The 20,763-nt window shown below is 57.4% G+C and carries 18 protein-coding genes; 7 read left to right on the top strand and 11 right to left on the bottom strand.

Annotated elements, in window-relative coordinates:
* Positions 1–6: 6 nt before the first annotated feature.
* Positions 7–2,007: a transketolase gene (tkt, locus tag FOC35_RS14705; RefSeq protein WP_172569306.1), complete on the top strand. Its 2,001-nt coding sequence runs from the start codon at positions 7–9 to the stop codon at positions 2,005–2,007.
* A gap of 40 nt (positions 2,008–2,047) precedes the next feature.
* Here the strand turns inward: tkt and FOC35_RS14700 are convergent, their stop codons facing one another.
* From FOC35_RS14700 to napF, 7 genes are all read right to left on the bottom strand, one after another.
* Positions 2,048–3,091 carry a DUF1176 domain-containing protein gene (locus tag FOC35_RS14700; protein WP_172569305.1) on the bottom strand — a complete coding sequence of 348 codons (1,044 nt, stop codon included), beginning with the start codon at positions 3,089–3,091 and terminating at the stop codon, positions 2,048–2,050.
* Between the two features lie 144 nt (positions 3,092–3,235).
* A complete protein-coding gene (gene nudK / locus FOC35_RS14695; protein ID WP_016537583.1) occupies positions 3,236–3,811 on the bottom strand; it encodes a GDP-mannose pyrophosphatase NudK in 576 nt (191 codons plus the stop codon).
* A gap of 836 nt (positions 3,812–4,647) precedes the next feature.
* Positions 4,648–5,250, bottom strand: coding sequence for a cytochrome c-type protein NapC (gene napC / locus FOC35_RS14690; RefSeq protein WP_172569304.1), 603 nt, complete (start codon positions 5,248–5,250; stop codon positions 4,648–4,650).
* Positions 5,251–5,253: 3 nt separating this feature from the next.
* Complete coding sequence (napB, locus tag FOC35_RS14685; RefSeq protein WP_172569303.1) at positions 5,254–5,703, bottom strand: nitrate reductase cytochrome c-type subunit; 450 nt, start codon at positions 5,701–5,703, stop codon at positions 5,254–5,256.
* Between the two features lie 32 nt (positions 5,704–5,735).
* A complete protein-coding gene (napA, locus tag FOC35_RS14680) occupies positions 5,736–8,222 on the bottom strand; it encodes a nitrate reductase catalytic subunit NapA (protein ID WP_172569302.1) in 2,487 nt (828 codons plus the stop codon).
* On the bottom strand, positions 8,219–8,482 hold the full coding sequence (gene napD, locus FOC35_RS14675) for a chaperone NapD (RefSeq protein ID WP_172569301.1): 264 nt from the start codon (positions 8,480–8,482) through the stop codon (positions 8,219–8,221). Before napD ends, napA begins: the two co-directional genes overlap by 4 nt.
* Positions 8,472–8,963 carry a ferredoxin-type protein NapF gene (gene napF / locus FOC35_RS14670; protein ID WP_172569300.1) on the bottom strand — a complete coding sequence of 164 codons (492 nt, stop codon included), beginning with the start codon at positions 8,961–8,963 and terminating at the stop codon, positions 8,472–8,474. Before napF ends, napD begins: the two co-directional genes overlap by 11 nt.
* Positions 8,964–9,249: 286 nt before the next feature.
* Between napF and narQ the strand changes: the two genes are divergently transcribed.
* From narQ to acrD, 3 genes are all read left to right on the top strand, one after another.
* Positions 9,250–10,941 carry a nitrate/nitrite two-component system sensor histidine kinase NarQ gene (gene narQ, locus FOC35_RS14665; RefSeq protein ID WP_172569299.1) on the top strand — a complete coding sequence of 564 codons (1,692 nt, stop codon included), beginning with the start codon at positions 9,250–9,252 and terminating at the stop codon, positions 10,939–10,941.
* Between the two features lie 29 nt (positions 10,942–10,970).
* Positions 10,971–11,612 (top strand): nitrate/nitrite response regulator protein NarP, encoded by a 642-nt coding sequence (gene narP, locus FOC35_RS14660; protein WP_172569298.1) that lies wholly within the window; start codon positions 10,971–10,973, stop codon positions 11,610–11,612.
* Between the two features lie 152 nt (positions 11,613–11,764).
* The gene (gene acrD, locus FOC35_RS14655) at positions 11,765–14,878 is read left to right on the top strand and encodes a multidrug efflux RND transporter permease AcrD (RefSeq protein ID WP_172569297.1); all 3,114 of its coding nucleotides are present in this window, start codon (positions 11,765–11,767) and stop codon (positions 14,876–14,878) included.
* A gap of 97 nt (positions 14,879–14,975) precedes the next feature.
* Here acrD and ypfM read toward each other — a convergent pair whose 3' ends face one another.
* Positions 14,976–15,035 (bottom strand): protein YpfM, encoded by a 60-nt coding sequence (gene ypfM, locus FOC35_RS14650; protein ID WP_115586383.1) that lies wholly within the window; start codon positions 15,033–15,035, stop codon positions 14,976–14,978.
* Between the two features lie 197 nt (positions 15,036–15,232).
* Between ypfM and FOC35_RS14645 the strand changes: the two genes are divergently transcribed.
* From FOC35_RS14645 to FOC35_RS14635, 3 genes are read left to right on the top strand one after another with little or no spacing between them, the layout of a single operon-like run.
* Positions 15,233–15,589, top strand: coding sequence for an ArsC family reductase (locus FOC35_RS14645; RefSeq protein WP_172569296.1), 357 nt, complete (start codon positions 15,233–15,235; stop codon positions 15,587–15,589).
* Between the two features lie 4 nt (positions 15,590–15,593).
* On the top strand, positions 15,594–16,721 hold the full coding sequence (gene dapE, locus FOC35_RS14640; protein WP_016537594.1) for a succinyl-diaminopimelate desuccinylase: 1,128 nt from the start codon (positions 15,594–15,596) through the stop codon (positions 16,719–16,721).
* Between the two features lie 28 nt (positions 16,722–16,749).
* Complete coding sequence (locus tag FOC35_RS14635; RefSeq protein ID WP_016537595.1) at positions 16,750–16,941, top strand: YpfN family protein; 192 nt, start codon at positions 16,750–16,752, stop codon at positions 16,939–16,941.
* Positions 16,942–16,990: 49 nt separating this feature from the next.
* On the opposite strand, the gene ypfH is transcribed toward FOC35_RS14635, so the two are convergent.
* The 3 genes from ypfH to FOC35_RS14620 all read right to left on the bottom strand — a co-directional run bounded on the left by ypfH (position 16,991) and on the right by FOC35_RS14620 (position 20,675).
* Positions 16,991–17,689, bottom strand: a complete 699-nt coding sequence (gene ypfH / locus FOC35_RS14630) for an esterase (protein WP_172569295.1) — start codon at positions 17,687–17,689, stop codon at positions 16,991–16,993.
* Between the two features lie 73 nt (positions 17,690–17,762).
* The gene (locus FOC35_RS14625; RefSeq protein WP_172569294.1) at positions 17,763–19,781 is read right to left on the bottom strand and encodes a tRNA(Met) cytidine acetyltransferase TmcA; all 2,019 of its coding nucleotides are present in this window, start codon (positions 19,779–19,781) and stop codon (positions 17,763–17,765) included.
* Between the two features lie 15 nt (positions 19,782–19,796).
* The gene (locus FOC35_RS14620) at positions 19,797–20,675 is read right to left on the bottom strand and encodes a neutral zinc metallopeptidase (protein WP_172569293.1); all 879 of its coding nucleotides are present in this window, start codon (positions 20,673–20,675) and stop codon (positions 19,797–19,799) included.
* Positions 20,676–20,763: the final 88 nt, after the last annotated feature.

Here is a 20,763-nt window from a genome sequence, read left to right as displayed (position 1 = left end):
TGAAACATGTCATCACGTAAAGAGCTTGCCAACGCCATTCGCGCCCTCAGTATGGACGCGGTTCAGAAAGCCAACTCCGGCCACCCGGGCGCGCCGATGGGCATGGCCGATATCGCCGAAGTGTTGTGGAACGATTTTCTCCACCACAACCCGTCTAACCCGCACTGGGCCAACCGCGACCGCTTTGTGCTGTCGAACGGCCATGCGTCGATGCTGCTTTACAGCCTGCTGCACCTGAGCGGTTATGACCTGCCGCTGGATGAGTTGAAAAACTTCCGCCAGCTTCACTCCAAAACGCCGGGCCACCCGGAAGTGGGCTATACGCCCGGCGTTGAGACCACCACCGGCCCGCTCGGTCAGGGGCTGGCGAACGCCGTGGGTATGGCAATAGCCGAACGCACGCTGGCCGCGCAGTTTAACCAACCCGGCCATGACATCGTTGACCACTACACCTACGTGTTTATGGGCGACGGCTGCCTGATGGAAGGGATTTCCCACGAAGTCTCTTCCCTCGCCGGAACGCTGGGGCTTGGCAAGCTGATTGGCTTTTATGACCACAACGGCATCTCCATCGACGGGGAAACGGACGGCTGGTTCACTGACGACACGGCCAAACGCTTCGAGGCCTACCACTGGCACGTCATCCATGAGATAGACGGCCATGACCCGGAAGCGTTGAAAAAGGCGATTAAAGAAGCTCAGAGCGTTAAAGACAAACCGTCCCTGATAATCTGCCGCACGGTGATTGGCTTTGGCTCACCGAACAAAGCCGGTAAAGAAGAAGCCCACGGCGCACCGCTGGGCGAAGAAGAAGTGGCCCTGGCGCGTAAGCAGCTCGGCTGGAAATATCCTCCTTTCGAAATCCCAAAAGAGATTTATCAAGCCTGGGATGCCAAAGAAGCAGGAGAGAAAGCGGAAGCCAGCTGGAAGGAAAAATTTGCCGCCTACGCCAAAGCCCATCCAACCCTCAGCGCCGAATTTAAGCGCCGCACCGAAGGCAAGTTGCCGGAAAACTGGCAGAAAACCGCTCAACATTATATCGAGCAGCTCCAGGCTAACCCGGACAAAATAGCCACCCGTAAAGCCTCACAGAATTCGCTTAACGCTTTTGGCCCGGTGCTGCCCGAGCTGCTTGGCGGTTCCGCCGACCTGGCCCCGAGCAACCTGACAATCTGGAAAGGGTCTAAGTCTATTAAGGAAGACAGCGCGGGCAACTACATTCATTACGGCGTGCGCGAGTTCGGCATGACCGCCATCGCCAACGGGATAGCCCTGCACGGCGGCTTTGTGCCTTATACGGCAACCTTCCTGATGTTTGTTGAATATGCCCGCAATGCGGCGCGTATGGCAGCGCTGATGAAAGCCCGGCAAATCATGGTTTATACCCATGACTCTATCGGCCTCGGCGAAGACGGCCCGACTCACCAGGCGGTTGAGCAGCTTGCCAGCCTGAGGCTGACGCCAAACTTCAGCACCTGGCGCCCCTGCGATCAGGTAGAAGCGGCTGTGGCGTGGAAAGCGGCGATTGAACGCCAGACCGGCCCAACGGCGTTGATCCTGTCGCGCCAGAACCTTGCGCAGATGGAGCGTAGCCCAGAACAGCTGAAGGCGGTGAGCCGGGGCGGCTACATCCTGAAAGACAGCGACGGCAAGCCGGATATCATCCTGATTGCTACCGGCTCGGAAATGGAGATTACGGTTGAGGCTGCGAAAACGCTGGGTGACGAAGGCCACAAGGTGCGAGTCGTTTCGATTCCGTCCACGGACGTATTCGACGCTCAGGACGAGGCCTATCAGGAGTCCGTACTCCCTTCAGACGTCAGCGCTCGCGTGGCGGTAGAAGCCGGTATTGCCGACTACTGGTACAAGTACGTTGGGCTTAAAGGCGCGATTGTCGGGATGACAACGTTTGGTGAGTCCGCACCCGCCGGGAAGCTGTTCCCGTTCTTTGGTTTTACGGCTGAAAACGTGGTTGCGAAGGCCAGGAAAGTCCTTGGGAAGAAATAGCCGCTGACGCTACGCCTCTCCTTTACGGGAGAGGTTTAGCCTATTTAGTTACCCAGAGCGTTGGCCAGGCTCCCGCTTTATGCCACTCATCGCAGGCGGACTCGGCGGCATACCGCACAAGGCGGAAGCGCTGCCCGTCATAACGCCAGCGCGTTGCAACCCCGCAATCCCCAATCCCTCGCCCCTTAGCCAGCGTAGTTAGCTCCCGATTATGCTCATCGAATCCGGAGTTCATCAGTTCGAGATCCGTAGAGCCGCTATCGGGCATAAACGGCAGCTTCAGGCGAACAGGCCGCGCAACAAACGGCTTTTGCCTTGACACCACCCACGCTAAATCCACGACGTTATAGGCCCCGGCCTCACAGCTGGTGAGCATCAGCGCTTTATCATCAGCAAGCGGGAAAACCCTGACTTCACGCCGCATCGGGTCGAGCGAGCACTGGCTGTTATTCATGCGCCAGGAGCCGAAATCCAGCAGGTCGTTAAGTTCATCATGGGAGAATGGCGCTGGCAGGGTCTCGGGGAGAGTCACTTCTTTTAATGCGGGAGCGGGAGGCACGCTAAGCGGCGGCCCGTCGCCTTTTTTGATCCACGCAGTTTCGCTGCCAACACGTTTTTGCTGGCTGTCGATAAACAGCAGCGCTGCTTTCAAACCACTTAGCGAAATAACCCCAGCGCCGTCGGCGAGCGTAATTTTATCGCCGTTTGCGATAGCGTTTAGCAGGGCATTAATCGCCTCCGCGTTACTGGTCATAAGGTGGTGAGGCGTGATTTTCCACTCATTTTGCTGAAGAACCAGAGGCGCACCGTCCAGCCTGAGCCGCGGCTCAACGGGCGGCACTTTGACATCGGCGCTTTCGAGGTTGCCAAAGTCGATGCGCAAATTCACATCATTGCGCGCCCCCGCGCCGCGGGACAATGCCATTACCAGCCCCTGATGCAGCCCGGTATTACGGGCGCTACAGAAGTTCTGGTTATTGCAGGTCACCTGCCAGTCGGAAAACTGCTTTTGCGCCGGAGCGGCTATTGCAGCGTTCGCCACAAGCAAAGTGAGCAAAAGCAGGAATGAGATCCGATAAGACATTAAAGGCTGACCCTAAGAAACGAAGCGTGAAAAACGTACGATAATGCCACGTATCTTCGGCTCCAGAGGCAGCCTGCTCAATCGGATTTGTCGGATAGATTTATGCCGGGATTAAAAATGTTAATTAGATGATTTTACAGAACTTTAACCCATCACATTGCGTAACTGTAACTGTTGCAACAATATCACCGTCTTACCGTCGCGAATTTCGCCCTTGCGCATCATCTCCAGCGCCTGGCTGAACGGCATCTCCAGCACCTCGATATCTTCATCCTCCACACCGCCGCCCGCGTTCTCCCGCTGGGCGTCACTGTATTCGGCCAGATAGAAGTAAACGATTTCCGTTACGCCACCCGGAGACATATACAGCTCAAAGACTTTTTCGACCTCACCGACCTGGAACCCGGTCTCTTCCATTGCTTCTTTGCGGGCGCACACTTCCGGCTCATCGGCATCCAGCAGCCCGGCGCAGGCTTCAATCAGCCGCCCGTCGGTATTGCCATTAACCCAGGTTGCAACGCGAAACTGACGCGTAAGCACCACGGTTTTCTTTTCCCGGTTATACAGCAGGATAGTGGCCCCGTTGCCGCGATCGTAGACTTCACGCTTATGGCGCACGCTTTCAGCGCCGTTACGAGACAGGTCATAGGTAATATTGCGCAGGATGAAGTAGTTATCTGACAGGACTTTATCTTTGATGACTTCAATTCGTAACGACATAGGGTCTCCACAATGCGGTAAGGGAGCGGATAATCATATGCCGTTATGTGAGCGTTGTCGCGTTACGTTAAGGATGTTTTATTCCCGGCTCTCATCGTCCCCTGCTTTGCCCCATTTCAGGTGGGGTGGAGCTGCCGGGAGCAGAGAAAGAGAGCGATCGTCGGGAACGGAACATAGCCGAGCTCACAGAAGTTATCTCTTCTGCTTACAGCCGTTTATGCAGACCCGGAGGTAATTCCGTTCAAGCAATATTCCGCTGCTTATGTAGCTCCCGGACTCGTGAACGTCTCGGGGGAGTCACCGTCACTCCCCTGAGAACCCGGACTCCCGGCGAGATAAATCGCCGCAAGCGGTAAACCTCCGTTTTATCTCCCAGCCCTGAGTCGGCTGCGATGCGTTCCCGACGCTCACAGCCTTCGGCCGCTCCCGGCGTCCGGACCCTGGTCAGTCGGAGAGAAAAAGGAGGCGATTTAAGCCGGAACAACGGCCACGCTTCAATTCCGCAGCCATTCTGATACTCCACGTCGCGTTAAATCCAAAAGCCACGCTCTTGTCCCCGGCTCTCAACGCCCCCGGCTTTGACCCAACTCAGGCGGGGTGGAGCTGCCGGGCGCCGGGGGCTGTCAGGGGGAATGGCGTAATTTCCCCTGTCACGTTCACCGTACGCGGAACGTGCAGGGAAAACAGATTTACGGGTGAACGGAACATAGCCGGGCTTGTAGAGGTTATCTCTTCGGGTTACAGCCGTTTATGCTAATCCGGAGGAGATTCCGTTCACGCAATATCCCGCTGTCTATGCAGGTCCCGAACTCGTGAACGCCCCACAGGCGTCGCCGTCAGAACCCGGTATCCACCTCTCGCATATCCGGCAGCTTGTGGGCAATCCCTTTGTGGCAGTCAATGCAGGTTTTACCGTCCTTGACCGCCTGGTCATGCATTTTGGCCGCTACCGTTTTCTGAGCGGTGAAGTCCATATAATCGAAGTTGTGGCAGTTGCGGCACTCCTGCGAATTATTGTTCTTCATACGCCGCCACTCATTTTGCGCCATCGCCAGACGATGGTCGTCAAACTTCTGCGGCGTGTCTATCAGGCCAAAAGCTTTAGCGTACAGCTCTTTGCTGGCCTGAATTTTACGCACCATTTTCGGCACCCACTCGTGGGGAACGTGGCAGTCCGGGCAGGTCGCACGCACGCCGCTGCGGTTGTTGTAATGCACGGTTCCCATGTACTCCTCGTACACGTTATTGCGCATTTCGTGGCAGCTGATGCAAAACTCCTCGCGGTTAGACATTTCCATACCGGTGTTAAAACCGCCCCAGAATATAATGCCTGCGCCAAAGCCAATAAGCAGCAGTGTCCCCAGCGCGAGGCGGCTCGGCCTACGCCACCAGTGCCAGAGACGTTTTAGTAGCCCAGGTTTACGGGTTGAGTTATCCATCGCTTATTCCCCAAACCCTTTAGACGGCGTGAAAGTATTTTCGACGATTGGCGCGGCATCGGTCTGCGGAACGTGACATTGTAGGCAGAAGTAGCGCCGGGGAGCTACGTTAGAAAGCACTTTCCCCTCAGCGTCCATAAAGTGGGTCGGGCTGATGCGCGGCGCGCCGGTGGTGCGGTAATGCTCAACGCCGTGACACTGCATGCAGCGGTTGTAGTTACTGTTAACCTGGTAGCCGTCCACGCTGTGCGGGATAAGCGGCGGCTGATTGACGTAGTTCAGCGCCATCTTTCCCTGCTGCTTCGGCATATGGACCGAACCCTTTTCCGTCGCCGACACTTCCGGGGATGAACTTAAATCCGCCCCGTTAGCCGCCCAGGTCACGCCGCTCACGGCCAGCAGCAGCCCGGCAATCCACGGCATCACGCCGTTTTTCAGCAATTGTTTTTTCATGAATTTACTCCCGGATTTGCTCAAATTATTCATCAGACCTTCGCCAGCTTGACGGCACACTTCTTGAAGTCCGCCTCTTTGGATAGCGGGTCGGTGGCATCCAGCGTCAGGTTATTTACCAGCTGCGCGGCGTCGAAGAACGGCATATAAACCAGCCCTCGCGGCGGCTTATTGCGGCCACGGGTTTCGACGATGGAAATGACTTCCCCGCGGCGAGAGATAAGCTTCACTTTGTCGCCACGGCGCAGCCCGCGCGCCTGAGCGTCCAGCGGATGAATAAACACGACCGCCTCCGGGAAGGCACGGTGCAGCTCGGGAACACGGCGCGTCATGGTGCCCGTGTGCCAATGCTCAAGCACGCGGCCGGTAGAGAGCCACAGGTCATATTCTTCATCCGGCTCCTCGGCTGCCGGTTCGAACGGCAGAGCAAAAATCACCGCCTTTCCGTCCGGCTTACCGTAAAACCGGAACGCTTCACCCGCTTTGACGTAAGGGTCGTGCTGCTCGCTGTAGCGCCACTGCGTCTCTTTCCCGTCAACCACCGGCCAGCGCAGACCGCGAGCTTTGTGGTAATCATCGAACGGGGCGAGATCGTGCCCGTGCCCGCGCCCGAAGGCCGCATACTCTTCGAACAGCCCTTTTTGCAGGTAGAACCCGAGTTCGTGGGATTCGTCATTAAGCTGCCCTTCCGCCAGCTCGCTCAGCGGGAATTTGCTGACGTTTGAGTTGGCAAACAGCACGTCGAACAACGTTTTGCCGCGATACTCCGGCTTAGCGTTGACAAGTTCAGCGGGCCAGACCTCTTCAACCTTGAAGCGTTTAGCGAACGCCACCAGTTGCCAGAGGTCAGATTTCGCTTCACCCGGAGCGCTCACCTGCTGCCGCCAGAACTGGGTACGGCGTTCGGCGTTACCGTAGGCCCCCTCTTTTTCAACCCACATGGCCGTTGGCAGGATAAGATCTGCCGAAAGCGCGCTGATGGTCGGATACGGGTCAGAAACGATGATGAAATTGCGCGGGTCACGCCAGCCGGGCATACGCTCTTCGGTGATATTCGGCCCGGCCTGCATATTGTTGTTACACATCACCCAGTAAACATTCAGCTTGCCGTCTTTCAGCGCCCTGTCCTGCGCCACCGCGTGCAAACCGACTTTGGCAGGCAGCGTACCCGCCGGGAGTTGCCACATCTTTTCGGCGATATCGCGGTGCTTATCATTCGTGACGACCATATCGGCAGGCAGGCGGTGCGAGAAGGTTCCCACTTCGCGAGCCGTACCGCAGGCGGAAGGCTGGCCGGTAAGCGAGAACGGCCCGCAGCCGGGCTTAGAAATTTTGCCCGTCAGCAAGTGCAGGTTATAAACCAGGTTATTGGCCCATACGCCACGGGTATGCTGGTTAAAGCCCATCGTCCAGTAAGAGACCACTTTTTTGTTCGGATCGGCATATAGCTGCGCCAGCGCTTCCAGCTGATCTTGCGGCACGCCGCTCATTTCTGAGGTCTTCTCAAGCGTGTACTCGGCCACGAACGCTTTGTACTCTTCAAAGCTCATCGGCTCTGAGGCATCTGACCCCGGGTTTTTAGCGGCTTTTTCCAGCGGATGAGTGGGGCGCAGCCCGTAACCAATATCCGTCGCGCCCCGCCGCAGGTTGACATGCTGCTTAAAGAAGCTCTCATTAATCGCATTATTTTCAATGATGTAGTTGGCGATGTAGTTGAGAATAGCCAGGTCACTTTGCGGCGTGAAAACCATTCCGTTATCCGCCAGCTCGAAGCTGCGGTGCTGATAGGTGGAAAGCACCGAAACGTTAACGTTTTCATCGGACAGGCGGCGATTGGTGATGCGCGTCCACAAAATCGGGTGCATCTCCGCCATGTTGGAGCCCCAAAGCACAAAAGCATCCGCCTGCTCGATATCGTCGTAGCAGCCCATCGGCTCGTCCATGCCGAAGGTACGCATAAAGCCGACAACCGCCGACGCCATGCAGTGGCGGGCATTCGGGTCGATGTTATTGGTACGGAACCCCGCTTTAAACAGCTTTGATGCGGCGTAGCCTTCCCATACCGTCCACTGCCCGGAGCCGAACATGCCGACGGACTCCGGTCCCTTCTCCCTGAGGCTGATTTTGAACTTCTCTTCCATCACGTCGAAGGCCTGCTCCCAGCTGACCGGCTGGAATTCACCTTCTTTGTGGTACTGCCCGTCCTTCATGCGAAGCAGAGGCTGAGTAAGCCTGTCTTTGCCGTACATGATTTTTGGCAGGAAGTAGCCTTTAATGCACAGCAGCCCGCGGTTAACCGCTGCTTCAGGGTCGCCCTGGCTTGCCACAACGCGGCCATTTTGCGTCCCAACCAACACGCTACAGCCGGTGCCGCAGAAGCGACACGGCGCTTTATCCCATTTAATGGCATCTGACTTGCCCACTACCGCGCGCGCAACGCCCGGCACGCTGAGGCCCGCCGCCGCGGCGGCAGCGGCTACGGCGTTCGCTTTCATAAAGCTACGACGACTGAGTTTCATGGTGCTTCCTCACCTTGTTCATTCTGCTGGTGATAAACCAGCGACACCGCCAGCACGCCGGAGATATTGCGGGCCAGCTCTATTTGTTCGAGCAGCGTTTTGCCGTCAGCTGCCTCCATCACGACCGCCAGCTTGCCGGTCCCGGCGTCATCGCCGGCCACTTCGCTTCCCGCAAGCTGATTAAGGGCGCTGCGCACAGCAGCAATATGTTCAGGTTTGGCCTGAACCACCAGGCCGCAAACGTGCCAGTCAGTGTGCATCTTGTGGCCTCAGGGTTATGGCTGACGCCGGGCAGCCCGCAACGCAGGCACCGCAGCCATTACAGACAGAAAGAGAAAGCTTTGGGCGAGAAACGCCCTGCATTGAAGGTAAAAAACGGATGGCCTGAGGCTCGCAGGCGTCTTCGCAGCTACGGCATTCCACCTGGTGCCAGGCAAGGCAAGTGTCGGCCAGCCGCAAAGAGAGTGACCAGGGCTGCGTCTCACGAGCAGCAAAAAGCTTCTGCGGGCAGGCTTCAGCGCAGGCGTAGCAAAAAGTACACTCGCCGCGCGTAAAGTCGATTTCGGGGTAGCCGCTCTTCCCGCGCCTCAGCACGCGTTCGCCGCAGGAGGTAATACAGAGATCGCAGCGGGTGCAGTCCAGCAAAAAATGAGATTCATCCCCGCTCCAGGGCGGGCGAATAGCAGGAGTGGCGTTGCGCCAGCCGCCGGTCAATAAGCCGCGGCGGGTCAGTTTAGCCATTGGGCAGATCCTTGCTCAAAGTTCCCGACAGGCACGCTACCGGGCAGTCAATTTTTTGTTTTTATCCCCGGAATATTTACGGGCTTTTACCGAACCCTAAGGTATGTGACGAGGGATTACAAAAGCATCCCCCTAAAGGGGTAAATGACGTTGTCGGATCAAAGAGCAGGCGTTAAATAAGGCCGCATTTTTCGCGCTGCGGTGAAAAAGTCGTATCCAGGCGTTTGCGAGCCGGTCAGATTCTGGTACGTTTCGCCCACCATACGCTTTCAGGGGTTATTGCGTCGTGATTGTAAAACGCCCGGTCTCGAGTAGCCTCGCGCGCGCCTTCTTTTCGATTGTTTTGCTGTCGCTGCTCTCAACGGGCATTGCGATGCTGACGCTGGCAAGCAGCCTGAAAGATGCCGAGGCGGTGAATATCGCAGGCTCCCTGAGAATGCAGAGCTACCGTCTGGGCTATGATTTACAGGGCGATCGGGCATCTCTCCCGGACCATCTGCAGCTCTACCAGCGGTCGCTCAACTCCCCCACGCTGCGGCAGCTCAATCGGTTTTGGGTGCCAGAAGAGGTGAAATCTCGCTATCTCTCTTTACAGCAGGACTGGCAGCAAATGCAGCAGCAAATACGCAGCGGCGATCTTGACTGGTATCGCCACAATATTGCGGCCTATGTCGGGCAAATAGACCTGTTTGTGCTGGCGCTCCAGCATTATGCCGAGCGAAAAATGATGCAGGTGGTTGCGGCCTCGGTGGTCGGTTTTATGGCGATTTTTACCCTGGTGTTCTTCACTCTGCGGCGTATTCGCCAGCAGGTTGTTGCCCCGTTAAACACCATGGTTGAGGCAAGCCGGGCGATTGAGCGCGGAGAATTTACCCTGCCGGATCTCAACCCTTCGCTGCCCAACGAGCTGGGACAACTGGCAAAAGCCTTTATCCGCATGACGGATGAATTGCAAAAGCTTTACCGTTCTCTGGAGCATCAGGTAGAGCAGAAAACCCTGCGCCTGCAGGAAGCCAACCGCATGCTCGAAGTGCTGTATAGCTGCTCGCAGGCGCTAAACGTCAGCACCATCGACAAACGCTGTTTTATGCAAATCCTGAAGATTATCCACCAGCATGAGTCCGTTAATGCCCTTGAAATGCGGGTGGGGGAAAACTGGTGTCTGGCAGAAGGCACGCCTCAGCCGGAAGGCGAATGGCAGTCCCTGCCGCTTGTTCAGCAGGACAGCGCCTACGGCTCGCTGCGCTGGCAGCCTGCGGGCGAAGCGCCTTCTCAGCAGTTGATGGCGAGCGTCGCCACTATGCTCGGGCGCGGGGTGTACTTTAGCCAGGCGCAAAAACATTACCAGCAGCTACTGCTTATGGAAGAACGGGCCACCATTGCCAGGGAGCTGCACGACTCGCTGGCACAGGTACTCTCCTACCTGCGTATTCAGTTAACGTTGCTAAAGCGTGCCGTACCTGATGAAAACCAGGCCGCTCAGCGGATTGTGGGCGACTTCTCTCAGGCGCTAAACGACGCTTACCGCCAGCTACGTGAATTATTAACAACTTTTCGCCTGACGCTTCAGCAGGCGGACTTACCGGCCGCTTTACAGGAAATGCTCGGGCCGCTGCGCGAGCAGACGCAGGCGGAAATCAGCCTGCAATGCAGTATGCCAAGCCAGGCGCTGGACGCCTCTCAGCAAATTCACCTGCTGCAAATCATCCGCGAGGCGGTGCTCAACGCCATTAAGCATTCGGCGGCCGGGCGTATCGAAGTTGTTTGCCGCTCGCAGGAGAACGGCGAACATTATGCATCGGTATTCGATAACGGCAGCGGGATTGCCAGCTTTGATGAGCCAGAGGGCCATTACGGACTGAATATTATGCATGAACGGGCCGGTCGCCTCGGCGGCGAGCTTACTATTTCCCGCCCTTTGGGGGGCGGAACGCGGGTCGAAGTGGTGTTTACCTCTCCGCTCCCGGCAAAACTATAATGATAAATAGCCTGATTCAGGAGTCAGCAATGTCCGAGAAAGCAGTTTGCCAGGTGTTAATCGTCGACGATCATCCGCTGATGAGGCGTGGAGTCCGCCAGCTTCTCGAGCTGGATCGCGCGTTTGAAGTCATTGGGGAAGCCAGCAGCGGTGCAGAAGCGGTTAGCCTGGCTAACCGCCTTGCGCCTGACCTTATCCTGCTCGACCTCAATATGAAGGGGCTTAGCGGGCTGGATACGTTAAACGCCCTGCGCCGGGATGGCGTGAGTGCCAGAGTAGTTATCCTTACCGTTTCCGACGCGCGCAGCGACATTTTCACGCTCATAGATGCCGGAGCCGACGGCTATCTGCTGAAAGACAGCGATCCTGAAGTGCTGTTGCAGGAGATCCATCAGTGTCTGGCGGGCGGAAAAGCCTTTAGCGAGCAGGTTCGTGAGTATTTACATAACCGGGGCAGCGAGCGGCAAAACAGCAATCCATTTGCTATTCTCACCGAGCGAGAGCTGGACGTCCTGTCGGAAGTGGCGCGCGGGCTTTCTAATAAGCAAATCGCCAGCGGGCTGCATATTTCCGAAGAGACGGTAAAGGTGCATATTCGCAATCTGCTGCGCAAGCTGCAGGTGAGATCGCGCGTGGCTGCGACGGTGCTATTTCTGGAAAGTCGGGGTTAAAACGACCCAATAAAAGGTATGGTTACAAATCCTGCCAATTACCAAGCTAATTTACACGATCTCCTAAATTTCTCCACGTTTGATTAAGCGGTTAAAGCTACAGTGGTGCGGTTATTGATAACAATTAGAAGCTTTTAAGGGGTCCTGACCGCATGGCGAATTTTTTCATTTCTCGCCCCATTTTTGCCTGGGTGCTGGCAATATTGCTTTGCCTTACCGGCGCGCTGGCTATTTTTTCGCTCCCCGTCGAGCAATATCCTGACCTCGCGCCGCCAAACGTAAGAATCACCGCTAACTATCCCGGGGCTTCGGCGCAAACGCTGGAGAACACCGTTACCCAGGTTATCGAGCAAAGCATGACCGGGCTGGACAATATGATGTACATGTCCTCCCAGAGCAGCAGCGCCGGTCAGGCCACCATTACCCTGAGTTTTAAGGCCGGAACCGATCCTGACTCCGCGGTTCAGCAGGTACAAAACCAGCTGCAGTCGGCGGTGCGCAAGCTGCCGCAGGATGTGCAAACCCAGGGCGTGACGGTCAATAAAACCGGGGATACCAATATCCTGATGGTGGCCTTCGTCTCCACCGACGGCAGCATGGATAAGCAGGACATCGCCGACTACGTTGCCAGTAATGTGCAGGACCCAATGAGCCGCGTGAACGGCGTCGGCGGCGTGGATGCCTACGGCTCGCAATACTCCATGCGTATCTGGCTCGACCCAAACAAGCTCATCAACTACCAGATGACCACCGGGGATGTGCTCACCGCCATCAAATCCCAGAATGCGCAAATTGCAGTCGGCCAGCTTGGCGGCACGCCAGCGCTCGACAAGCAGGCGCTGAACGCCACCATCAACGCCCAGTCGCTGCTGCAAACTCCCCAGCAGTTTAAGGACATCACCCTGCGGGTGAATCAGGACGGTTCGCTGGTGACGCTGGGCGACGTCGCTCAGGTGGAGATGGGCGCGGAAAAATATGATTTCCTCAGCACCTATAACGGTCAGCCCGCCTCCGGGCTTGGCATCAAGCTGGCTTCCGGCGCTAACGAGATGGAAACCGACAAGCTGGCCCGCGCCAAAATAGAAGAGCTGTCGCAGTTTTTCCCGCACGGCCTCGAAGCGAAAATCGCCTATGAAACCTCGCCTTTCGTCAAGGCCTCTATAACCGACGTCGTCAAGACGCTGCTGGAAGCGATCCTGCTGGTCTTCCTGGTCATGTACCTGTTCTTGCAAAACTTCCGCGCCACGCTGATCCCGACGATTGCGGTGCCGGTGGTTCTGCTTGGCACCTTTGCCGTGCTTTACGTCTTCGGCTACAGCATTAACACCCTGACGATGTTCGCCACCGTTCTCGCCATCGGCCTGCTGGTGGATGACGCTATCGTGGTGGTGGAAAACGTCGAACGTATTATGAGCGAGGAAGGGCTCTCCCCAAGAGAGGCCACCCGCAAATCGATGGGGCAAATTCAGGGCGCGCTGGTGGGCATCGCGATGGTGCTCTCGGCGGTATTCGTGCCAATGGCGTTCTTTGGCGGCACCACCGGGGCTATTTATCGCCAGTTCTCCATCACTATCGTTGCCGCGATGGTGCTCTCGGTGCTGGTGGCGATGATCCTGACTCCGGCGCTGTGCGCCACCATTCTTAAGCCGCTGCACAAGGGCGAGCATCACGGCCAGAAAGGCTTCTTCGGCTGGTTTAACCGCACCTTTAACCGCGGCGCTGAACGCTATGAAAACGGCGTTGCCCGGATCCTCGCCCGCAGCGCACGCTGGATGCTGATTTACGCTCTGCTGCTCGGCGGCATGGTGTTCCTGTTTATGAAGCTGCCAACCTCGTTCCTGCCGCAGGAAGACCGCGGCGTGTTTACCACCTCCGTGCAGCTCCCAAGCGGTGCCACGCAGCAGCAAACCACCAAAGTGGTTCAGCAGGTTGAGCAGTATTACCTGAGCAAAGAGAAAGACAACGTAGTCTCGGTCTTTTCAACCATCGGCGCGGGGCCCGGCGGTAACGGGCAAAACGTGGCGCGTATGTTTATCCGCCTGAAAGACTGGGAAGAGCGCAGCGCGGACGGAAGCTCGTTTGCAATCATCGAGCGGGCAACCAAAGCGTTTAACAAGATTAAAGAGGCGCGGGTTATCGCCAGCAGTCCTCCGGCGATTAACGGCCTCGGCAACGCCGCGGGCTTCGATATGGAGCTACAGGATCATGCCGGTGCCGGGCACGATGCGCTGATGCAGGCTCGTGACCAGCTTCTGGAAATGGCCGGAAGCAACCCGCAGCTGACGCGTGTACGCCACAACGGCCTCGACGACAGCCCGCAGCTGCAAATCGATATCGACCAGCGCAAGGCGCAGGCGCTTGGCGTCTCCATCGACGATATCAATAACACGCTGCAAACCGCCTGGGGCTCAAGCTATGTGAACGACTTTATGGATCGCGGGCGCGTGAAGAAGGTCTATGTTCAGGCCGCGGCTAAATACCGCATGTTGCCGGACGATATCAACAGCTGGTACGTGCGTAATAAAACCGGCAGCATGGTGCCGTTCTCCGCGTTTGCGACTTCGCGCTGGGAAACCGGCTCGCCGCGCCTTGAGCGCTATAACGGCTACTCCGCGCTGGAAATTGTTGGCGAGGCTGCACCCGGCCTAAGTACCGGTACGGCGATGGATATCATGGAGCAGCTGGTCAGCAAGCTGCCGAACGGATTCGGCCTGGAGTGGACGGGCATGTCCTACCAGGAACGCCTTTCCGGGGCGCAGGCTCCGGCGCTCTACGCTATTTCTCTGCTGGTGGTGTTCCTGTGCCTGGCGGCGCTGTATGAAAGCTGGTCTGTACCGTTCTCGGTGATGCTGGTGGTGCCGCTCGGGGTGATTGGTGCCCTGCTCGCCACCTGGATGCGTGGCCTGGAAAACGACGTGTACTTCCAGGTCGGCCTGCTGACGGTTATCGGCCTTTCGGCGAAAAACGCCATTTTGATCGTCGAGTTCGCTAACGATCTTAATGCCAAAGGCCAGGATCTGGTTTCCGCCACGCTCGAGGCCAGCCGCCAGCGCCTGCGCCCTATTCTGATGACTTCTCTGGCGTTTATCTTCGGGGTTCTGCCGATGGCGACCAGCACCGGGGCAGGCTCGGGCAGCCAGCACGCGGTAGGCACCGGCGTAATGGGCGGGATGATTTCAGCCACCGTGCTGGCTATCTTCTTTGTGCCGCTGTTCTTCGTCCTGGTGCGCAGGCGGTTCCCGCTGAAAGAGCACCCTGAACACTAAGCAACAAAAAGGCGGCCTTCACAGGTCGCCTTTTTAGTGATGTTCGCAGAGTATTCAGAACCAGAATATCGCGCCGTTGCTTTTTATGCCGGAACGCTTATTTGCGCAACATATCTTCGATGAAGTCTTTCCACTGCCCTAACTCGTGCTCAATCATAACCGCCTCTCTTGATGTTGGCGCAATTATACGCGGATATATTCTCCCGTTGAACCTTTTTTGAGCGGACAACTGTTGAGCAAACTCACAAATATATTGTTAGCAGAATAACGATTTAGCGGGCAATCGCGGCTCGATAATTGCCCTCAGCTGCGGCAAAATGACCGGCCAGACCATCTAAACAAGAGTGACCGCCCATGATTACCCTGTACGGCATTAAAAACTGCGACACCATTAAAAAGGCCCGCCGCTTTCTGGAAGCCAACGGCGTGGATTATCAGTTCCACGATTACCGTGTTGACGGGCTGGACGCGCCGCTGCTGGAGAGTTTTATTGCCGAACTGGGATGGGAGCCGCTGCTGAATTCCCGCGGTACCACCTGGCGCAAGCTGGATGAAGCCCGCCGCGCCTCCATTAACGATGCTAAAAGCGCGGCGGCATTGATGCTGGAGATGCCGGCAATCATCAAACGCCCATTGCTCTGCGCGCCGGGTAAGCCTATGCTGCTGGGTTTCACCGAAACCAATTATCAGCAGTTTATCAACGAGGTATAGTCTTATGTCCTGCCCGGTTATTGAGCTGACGCAACAGCTTATTCGTCGTCCTTCCCTGAGCCCCGATGATGCCGGTTGCCAGGCGCTGCTGATTGAGCGTCTGCGTGCGATTGGTTTTACCGTCGAACATATGGATTTTGGCGATACCCAGAACTTCTGGGCCTGGCGTGGACAGGGTGAAACGCTGGCGTTCGCCGGGCACACCGACGTAGTGCCAACGGGCGATGCTGACCGCTGGATCAACCCGCCTTTCGAACCGACCATTCGTGACGGCATGCTGTTTGGCCGCGGCGCGGCGGATATGAAAGGTTCGCTGGCGGCAATGGTGGTCGCTGCGGAGCGTTTTGTCGCTCAGCATCCCAACCATAAAGGCCGCCTGGCGTTTCTGATAACTTCCGATGAAGAAGCCAGCGCGAAAAACGGCACCGTGAAAGTCGTCGAAGCGCTGATGGAGCGCCGCGAACGCCTGGATTATTGCCTGGTGGGCGAGCCTTCAAGCACCGAAGTCGTCGGCGACGTGGTGAAAAACGGCCGCCGTGGCTCTCTGACCTGCAACCTGACCATTCACGGCGTGCAGGGCCACGTTGCCTATCCACACCTTGCGGATAACCCGGTACACCGTGCCGCGCCAATGCTGAACGAGCTGGTGGGTATTGAGTGGGACCGGGGTAACGAATTCTTCCCGGCCACCAGCATGCAGGTAGCCAACGTACAGGCGGGGACCGGCAGCAACAACGTGATCCCCGGTGATATGTTCGTGCAGTTTAACTTCCGCTTCAGCACCGAGCTGACCGACGAAGATATTAAACAGCGCGTGATAGCCCTGCTGGAGAAGCACCAGCTGCGCTACACCGTTGAATGGTGGCTCTCCGGCCAGCCGTTCCTGACCGCGCGCGGTAAGCTGGTGGATGCGGTAGTGAACGCCATTGAGCACTATAATGAGATTAAACCGCAGCTGTTAACCACAGGCGGTACATCCGATGGGCGCTTTATTGCCCGTATGGGCGCTCAGGTTGTGGAACTGGGGCCGGTGAACGCCACCATTCATAAAATCAATGAATGCGTCAACGCCGCCGACCTGCAGATGCTGGCCCGGATGTATCAACGCATTATGGAACAGCTTGTCGCCTGACGGGCAGTCAACTGAACGAGGTATCAGCATGGAATGGCTATCGCATTACTGGTGGATTATCGTCCTGGTGTTATTGCTGGGGATGTTTATTAACGTGATTAAAGACCTGAGCCGCATCGACCCCAAGAAGTATATGGCCAACAAGCCGGAGCTTCCGCCGCATCGTGATTTTAACGATAAATGGGATAAAGACGACGACTGGCCAGAGAAGAAGAAGTAATGCTGTACTCCTCCCTTCCAGCCGGAGGGAGGAGTGAAGTCCTGCCTGGTTACAGCAGCTCAATCAAATCGTCATTCTTCGGCGCTCCGCCGCCTAAAGCCTCGTCAAAATAGTGCTTCGGCACGGTATAACGCAGATGATCCAGCGCCGCCTTCATGCTGCGGTCGTCGATGGTGTGCCCCAAATCATCAATTAAATCCAATGTCACGTCGCCGCCAAGCTCCAGCAATTTTTCGGCCGCATCCACCGCGTGCGTAGCGTGGATAACCTTGTCGTTATCGCCGTGGATCAGGTGGATGGTGGTGCTGGTTGATGCCTGCTGCGGTAGACCGGCATAACGGCCGCTAAAGGCAATCACGCGCCCCACAAGACCCGGCTCGGCTTTAAGACTTTCCAGCGCCATTATCGCCCCCTGAGAAAAACCAATCAGCGCCGTCGCCGCCGCGCTCACGCCGCTTTGTTGCTGCCAGTAGCGCACGGTTTCAATAAAGCCCGGCATCGCGGTATCAACCCGCAGCTGGCGGTTTTCTTCGGTTACGCCGACAACGGAGAACCATTCACGCCCGCCGCCGAAGCCGCTCTGCGCGGGGCCGCCAATGCTGACTATCAGGGCATCCGGAAACTCAGGAGCAAACCAGCTGCCAATCTCGCCCATCGCTTTTGCGGTGTCGCCGACGCCGTGGAACAGCAGCAGCAATTGGCTTGCGGGAGCCGACGGACTCTGGACAACAAAATGGTCGTGTTTCATGGTTTTCTCCTCGGTTAATAGCGCTAACTATACGCCGCTGCCCGGGGATGACCATGCCGTTTCATTGAACGACTTAGCGAAATTTTTGCAATTGCAAAACGCCCGTTCGCAGGGAATCGCTGCGGCTGCGATTGAGATTTTCCAGCGCCAGTGCGGCCTCCTGCCGCATCGCTGCCAACAGCCCTTTTTTCCCGGAAAGACCAAGTTGCTGGCTTAGTATCGCAGCGCTTTCGTACCGCTGGAGGCGGCCTCGCAGCGCGGGCAGCGGCAAATCACAGGCCAGCAGCAGGCGATTTAGCGACCCGATGCAGGCTTCCAGCGGACGATGGGCGAAGGCAAAACCGGACAAATCCAGCCAGTCCTCGTCCAGCAATTGTGCTGGCCGCGTGGAAGCCAGCGGCAGGTTTAATTCAATCCATTCCCTGAGCCACGGCCAGTCTCTTGCCAGCCTTTGTCGCTCTTCGCGAACGAGCGTCTGCCCTTGCACCGTTAGCGGCAGCAGCGCCATCGCGCTATAACAGCCGCTGCTGGCCTCTTTGTGGCTTCCGACACGCACCAGCTCAAACCCGCAGCGCTGCCAGAAACGCCACAGTTCATCGGTGTAGCCGAAGCTGACCGAAAGATAGTCATATTGCCCCCCGGCCAGCCCACGCGCACGTTCAACCATGCTGGCGCCAATATGTTCCCGCTGCCGCCTGGGGTGTACGGCGATCCTGCTGACGCGCAGCCCTTTCAGCGTAGCGGCCAGCGGGCTGCCGCCATGAGCGGCCAGTGATTGCGCAACAAGATTCCCGCGTGGACGGCGGAGCCCGGCCCACACGCAGCGGCTTAAGGTTTCGTCCAGCCCGCCCTCTTCCACCAGCCATAAAGCTCCGACACATTTATCGCCTGCGTTTGCAGCGATAAAATGCTGGCCCGGCGCATCCAGCATGCGCCGCAAGTCGAGGGGCGATGTGCGATAATGCGCGCCCGACAGCAGGCGGTACATCTGCTTTAGCTGACCGGCATCGCGCCGCCAGTCTGCCTGCCCGACGGCCGCAAGTACCGGTTCACCCTGTACAGGCCGCTCCATTTCCGGCTCGTCAAACAGCATGATCTCGTCGATCGCCTGTTCCAGCGGATCGTTCTGTGCCCAGCGGATCGGCGCGCTAAGCGTGAACCGCCGCAAAGACGGAAGAGAGGCACAGAATTTCAGCAAAAATCCCCGCCCCGTGCCTTCATAACCCTGAACCGTGGTGGTAAGCAACACGCGGGGGAAACAAGCAATTACCTGTCGCAGCAGCGGAGCCGGAATAGCGGCAGCTTCATCAACAATCAACCAGCTAAATCCCGCAGGCATGTTTTCTGCCGCCAGCGCATCCGGGGGCATAAACTGAAAACGCTCACCCGCATAGCTTGCCAGAACGTCGGTTGCGGCTTTAGTCGGGGCGGTAACCAGGCTCATTCCAGGACTGGTGTTGACCAGCATTCCCGCCAGGGCCGACTTACCTCTGCCCCTGGCGGCGGTAACCACGGCAACGCCGGAGTCCATTTTTGAAAGCCCGGCCAGAATTTCCGCCTGCTCTTTCTCCGGCGCGCCGCTGGCGGGGAGCCAGTCTGGCCGGGGAGCAAAATCAGGCAGGATTAACCCAGGCTGCTGGCACCACAGCACCGATCCGGCATCGTGGCTCAGGCAGGTTTGCAGATGGGAGATAAAATTCGGCGTGGCAATGGGCTGCGGAGCGTCGCTCCAGCGGGCGGAGTCTTCATCCGGTTGTTCGGGCCAGCTTTCCCAATCAGGCACCAGCAGAAGCAGCCAACTTCCCGCCCTGAGCGTCCCGGAAAGGGCAGCCAGCGCCGCGGCGTCCAGCCCGTTTCGTGCGTCGAAAACCGCGTGCTGAAATTCTCGCCCCAGCAAAGTTCGCAGCGCCGCCGGGGCGCAGCTAAGCGGCAGTTCAGGCGAGCCGCCGACCCAAAGCCAGTCCCCCGGCAAATGGGCCGCCAGGGCTTGCACCTGCTGGCTGCTCCAGCCGCTCTCTCCGGCCAGCACCATCAGGCGTCGAATACCCTGGCACCGCATACTCTCCGTGACCTGGCGGAGCCGCGCTATCATCCCTGCCTTCATAGGTTAACGAAGCGAGTTGCCGAAGGTGTTGCACTGCGCCGGGTCGCCGCTGTCAAAGCCGCGCTTAAGCCAGGTGTAACGCTGCTCGGAAGTACCGTGGGTAAAGCTGTCCGGCACCACGCGACCCTGCCCTTTTTGCTGAAGCCTGTCGTCGCCGATGGCCTCGGCGGCGTTAAGCGCCTCCTGCAAATCTCCCGCATCCAGCACCTGCTGCTTCTCCATGTTGTGGCCCCAGACGCCTGCAAAACAGTCCGCCTGTAGCTCCATTTTCACCGACAGACGGTTGGCTTCTGCCGGTGAAGCATTTTGCTGTAGCTGGCGAACTTTAGGCTCAATGCCCAGCAGTTTCTGCACATGGTGGCCAACTTCATGAGCAATGACGTAGCCCTGGGCAAAATCACCGCCCGCGCCAAGCTTGCTTTGCATGTCATCGTAGAAGGAGAGATCGATATATACCGTGCTGTCAGCCGGGCAGTAGAATGGCCCCATAACAGACTGGCCGGTGCCGCACCCGGTGCGGGTCGCGCCGCGATACATCACCAGTTTTGGCTGCTGATAGGTGCGGCCCATTTTCTGGAAGATTTCACCCCAGGTATCTTCGGTGGTCGCCAGAATAACCGAGGTAAATTTTGCCGCCTCGTCATCTTTCGGGCTAATGGAACGCTGCTGAGAGGATTGCTGGGGCACCGGCTGGCCGCCGGACAGGAAGGAAGTCAAATCGACGCCGTAGTAGCTGGCAACAATCACCACTACCAGCAGCACCAGCCCGCCCTTACCGCGTGGAATACGGAACCCGCCGCCGCCCATGCTCATGCCGGGGCCGGAGGAATCACTGCGCCTGTCCTCTACATTGTCGCTTTCGCGACGTCCTTGCCAACGCATACTTTCTACCTCATTCACAACTTGTAATGGTTAGATCGTAGGTGGTTAACGGCAGGATTACCATAAGAACAGACGGCGAAAAAACAGG

Origin of the sequence: Cedecea sp. FDAARGOS_727 (assembly GCF_012273235.1) — a bacterium.
Taxonomy (GTDB): domain Bacteria; phylum Pseudomonadota; class Gammaproteobacteria; order Enterobacterales; family Enterobacteriaceae; genus Cedecea; species Cedecea davisae.
Note: the sequence above shows the minus strand (reverse complement) of the source record. Positions and strands in the feature narration are given on the sequence as shown.

Bases quoted from the DNA above. Each gene is read 5' to 3' on its own strand.
- tkt (WP_172569306.1), top strand. From the start codon at position 7: ATGTCATCACGTAAAGAGCTTGCCAACGCCATTCGCGCCCTCAGTATG.
- FOC35_RS14700 (WP_172569305.1), bottom strand. From the start codon at position 3,091: ATGTCTTATCGGATCTCATTCCTGCTTTTGCTCACTTTGCTTGTGGCG.
- nudK (WP_016537583.1), bottom strand. From the start codon at position 3,811: ATGTCGTTACGAATTGAAGTCATCAAAGATAAAGTCCTGTCAGATAAC.
- napC (WP_172569304.1), bottom strand. From the start codon at position 5,250: ATGGATAACTCAACCCGTAAACCTGGGCTACTAAAACGTCTCTGGCAC.
- napB (WP_172569303.1), bottom strand. From the start codon at position 5,703: ATGAAAAAACAATTGCTGAAAAACGGCGTGATGCCGTGGATTGCCGGG.
- napA (WP_172569302.1), bottom strand. From the start codon at position 8,222: ATGAAACTCAGTCGTCGTAGCTTTATGAAAGCGAACGCCGTAGCCGCT.
- napD (WP_172569301.1), bottom strand. From the start codon at position 8,482: ATGCACACTGACTGGCACGTTTGCGGCCTGGTGGTTCAGGCCAAACCT.
- napF (WP_172569300.1), bottom strand. From the start codon at position 8,963: ATGGCTAAACTGACCCGCCGCGGCTTATTGACCGGCGGCTGGCGCAAC.
- narP (WP_172569298.1), top strand. From the start codon at position 10,971: ATGTCCGAGAAAGCAGTTTGCCAGGTGTTAATCGTCGACGATCATCCG.
- acrD (WP_172569297.1), top strand. From the start codon at position 11,765: ATGGCGAATTTTTTCATTTCTCGCCCCATTTTTGCCTGGGTGCTGGCA.
- FOC35_RS14645 (WP_172569296.1), top strand. From the start codon at position 15,233: ATGATTACCCTGTACGGCATTAAAAACTGCGACACCATTAAAAAGGCC.
- dapE (WP_016537594.1), top strand. From the start codon at position 15,594: ATGTCCTGCCCGGTTATTGAGCTGACGCAACAGCTTATTCGTCGTCCT.
- FOC35_RS14635 (WP_016537595.1), top strand. From the start codon at position 16,750: ATGGAATGGCTATCGCATTACTGGTGGATTATCGTCCTGGTGTTATTG.
- ypfH (WP_172569295.1), bottom strand. From the start codon at position 17,689: ATGAAACACGACCATTTTGTTGTCCAGAGTCCGTCGGCTCCCGCAAGC.
- FOC35_RS14625 (WP_172569294.1), bottom strand. From the start codon at position 19,781: ATGATAGCGCGGCTCCGCCAGGTCACGGAGAGTATGCGGTGCCAGGGT.
- FOC35_RS14620 (WP_172569293.1), bottom strand. From the start codon at position 20,675: ATGCGTTGGCAAGGACGTCGCGAAAGCGACAATGTAGAGGACAGGCGC.